Below are 2865 nucleotides of genomic sequence, written 5' to 3' on the forward strand. Positions count from 1 at the left end.
GGAGCCGGTCCGGCTCAGTGCTTGGCGTCGCCCCTGGGCGGCGACGCGGCGGCACCGGCGGCGGCGGCCTCCGGGGTCCAGGTAGCGGCCGCCCGGGGTGATCGGCTTCAGGTCCTCGTCCAGCTCGTAGACGAGCGGGATGCCGGTGGGGATGTTGAGGGCGGCGATGTCCTCGTCCGAGATGCCGTCCAGGTGCTTCACCAGCGCACGCAGCGAGTTGCCGTGTGCGGCCACCAGGACCGTCTTGCCGGCCTTCAGGTCCGGGACGATCTCGCCCTCCCAGTACGGCAGCAGACGGTCGATGACCATCTTCAGGGCCTCGGTGCGCGGGGCCTCGTCCCCCAGGTCCGCGTAGCGGACGTCGTCGGCCTGGGAGAACTCGGAGGAGTCGTCCAGCACCGGCGGCGGGGTGTCGAAGGAGCGGCGCCAGATCATGAACTGCTCCTCGCCGAACTCGTCCTTCACCTGGGCCTTGTCCTTGCCCTGCAGGGCGCCGTAGTGGCGCTCGTTGAGGCGCCAGCTGCGCTTGACCGGGATCCACTGGCGGTCGGCGGACTCGAGGGCCAGGTTGGCGGTGGTGATCGCGCGCTTGAGCAGCGAGGTGTGCAGCACGTCCGGGAGCAGGCCCTCGTCCTTGAGGAGCTCACCGCCGCGCGCGGCCTCGTCACGGCCCTTCTGGGTCAGCGGCACATCGACCCAGCCGGTGAACAGGTTCTTCTCGTTCCAGTCGCTCTGGCCGTGACGGAGCAGGACCAGCGTGTAGGTGTTGTTCGCCATGCCGCCAGTCTATGCCGATCCAGGGGCCCTGGCCCGTGCTGGTCGGCGCCTACCCTGGAGGCATGGTCGAGAAGGCACGCCGGCTGCGTCGGGAGCCCGAGGGCGCCGCCGCACGCCGGGGCGTCCGGCCTGCGCGCCCCCAGGGACACGTCACCCGCGGCACCACGGCCGCCCAGCGCATGCGTCGCGTGGACCGCTGGCTGCTGGACGTGCACGGCCCGCTGCTGCGCTCGGTGCCGCGACCGCTGCTGGCGGACGTCGGCTACGGCGCCGAACCCGTCACGGCCGTGGAGCTGCTGCAGCGTGTCCGCACCGTGGCTCCGGACGCGGAGCTGATCGGACTCGAGATCGACCCGGCCCGCGTGGCGCACGCCCGCGCCACGGCCCCGCCCATGGCAGGACTGTCCTGGGCGGTCGGCGGCTTCGAGGTCCCCACGCCGCGTCCGCCGCAGGTGGTGCGGGCCTTCAACGTCCTGCGCCAGTACGACGAGCACGACGTCCCCGAGATCTGGCGGCTGCTCACCGCCGCGCTGGCACCGGGCGGCGTGCTCGTGGAGGGCACCTGCTCGGAGAACGGCCGTCGCGCCGCCTGGGTCGACCTGCGCGCCACGGGACCGGTCTCCCTCACCCTGGCCGCCCGGTTCGGGGAGGTCGAGCGGCCCTCCGAGATCGCCGAGCGGTTGCCGAAGGCGCTGATCCACCGCAACGTGCCCGGCGAGCCGGTGCACGGGTTCCTGGCCGCCGCTGACGCGGCCTGGGCGCTCCACTCCCCCCTGGCGCCCTACGGCATGCGTCAGCGCTGGATGGGGATGTGCCGGACGCTGCGGGACCGCGGCTGGCCGATCCTGGGCCGTCAGACTCAGTGGCGCCGCGGAGAGGTGAGCGTGCGCTGGGAGGCGGTGGCGCCGTCGTCGTCCGAGGACTGACGGGGCCAAGGGGAGGCGCCGACCACGGACGGGGCCCGTCCGGCGCCCGGGGTCACCAGCCGGCGCGACCGCCGCTGTAGAGGTTCATCTGCTCGCGCGGACCCGCCAGGTACACCGCCGCGATGCAGACGGCGATGATGCCGAACATGCCGAGGCCGCCCATGCCCGTGAAGACCCCGAGGGCGCCCACCACGGCGGCGGCGCCGGTGAGCAGCAGCCAGAACCGCTTCTCCCGGATGCCCGCACGGAGGTAGTCCTCCGGGCGACGCCGGGCGGCGTCCACCACGGCCCAGACCTCCAGGGCGAGGGCGACGATGCCGAGGGCGAACATCAGCCAGTACTCGAACATCAGGCCGTACACGAAGGGATGGGTCATGCCCGCCAGTCTACGCGCGCACCTCCCCGCACAGCCGGGAGCGGACCGGGCGTGCCGGGCACCGGGGCCGATAGGCTGGACGGGTGGAACAGCCAGCTGACGCACGCGGCCTCTTCGTGGCCTTCGAGGGACCCGACGGCTCGGGCAAGTCGACCCAGGCCCGCGCCTTCGCGGCCGCCTGGGCGGAGGCCGGACACCCGGTCCACCTGACCCGCGAGCCCGGCGGGACGGACCTCGGCGAGCGCCTGCGCTCCCTGGTCCTGGACCCGGAGCACGCGCCGATCGACCCGCGCACCGAGGCGCTGCTGTTCTCTGCCGCACGCGCCGCCCACGTGCACCGCTGCATCCGCCCGGCCCTCGCGGCCGGGACGACCGTGGTGACGGACCGCTTCATCGACTCCTCGGTGGCCTACCAGGGCGTGGGCCGTGGGCTCGGGGCGGAGCGGATCGCCGAGCTGAACCGGTGGGCCGTGGACGGCACGCTCCCGGACCTCACCGTGGTGCTGGACCTGGACGCGAAGACCGCCGCCGCCCGGCGCACACCGCCCGCCGAGACGGCCGGCGGCGACCGGACCGGACCGGCTCGAGCACGGACGACCGCCCACGCCCACGAGCAGCTGCGCGGCGCCTTCCTGGAGCAGGCCGCCGCCGCCCCCCGAGCGGTACCTGGTGCTGGACGCGACCACCCCCATCGAGCAGCGGACCGCCGAGATCCGGGCCCGCCTGCGGCAGATCGCCGCGGGCCGGGGCCCTGCGCCCCGGACGGTGCCAGCGACCGCGCCGCAG

4 protein-coding genes are annotated in these 2865 nt (G+C 74.3%); 2 read left to right on the forward strand and 2 right to left on the reverse strand.

All coding sequences use genetic code 11. The annotated features are described in order from the left end of the window. The coding region (locus tag AC2W7A_RS11195; RefSeq protein WP_485991417.1) for a phosphoglyceromutase at nucleotides 1-777 on the reverse strand (777 nt) is incomplete at its 3' end. Nucleotides 778-839: 62 nt separating this feature from the next. Here AC2W7A_RS11195 and AC2W7A_RS11200 point away from each other — a divergent pair. Beyond that, nucleotides 840-1703 (forward strand): class I SAM-dependent methyltransferase, encoded by an 864-nt coding sequence (locus tag AC2W7A_RS11200; protein ID WP_485991418.1) that lies wholly within the window; start codon nucleotides 840-842, stop codon nucleotides 1701-1703. Nucleotides 1704-1755: 52 nt separating this feature from the next. Here AC2W7A_RS11200 and AC2W7A_RS11205 read toward each other — a convergent pair whose 3' ends face one another. After that, nucleotides 1756-2079, reverse strand: coding sequence for a DUF2516 family protein (locus AC2W7A_RS11205; RefSeq protein ID WP_485991419.1), 324 nt, complete (start codon nucleotides 2077-2079; stop codon nucleotides 1756-1758). Between the two features lie 83 nt (nucleotides 2080-2162). Here AC2W7A_RS11205 and tmk point away from each other — a divergent pair. Beyond that, nucleotides 2163-2865: dTMP kinase (gene tmk, locus AC2W7A_RS11210; protein ID WP_485991420.1), on the forward strand; the 703-nt coding region annotated here is incomplete at its 3' end.

It is taken from the genome of Micrococcus sp. LASM2_SD2, from assembly GCF_057364565.1.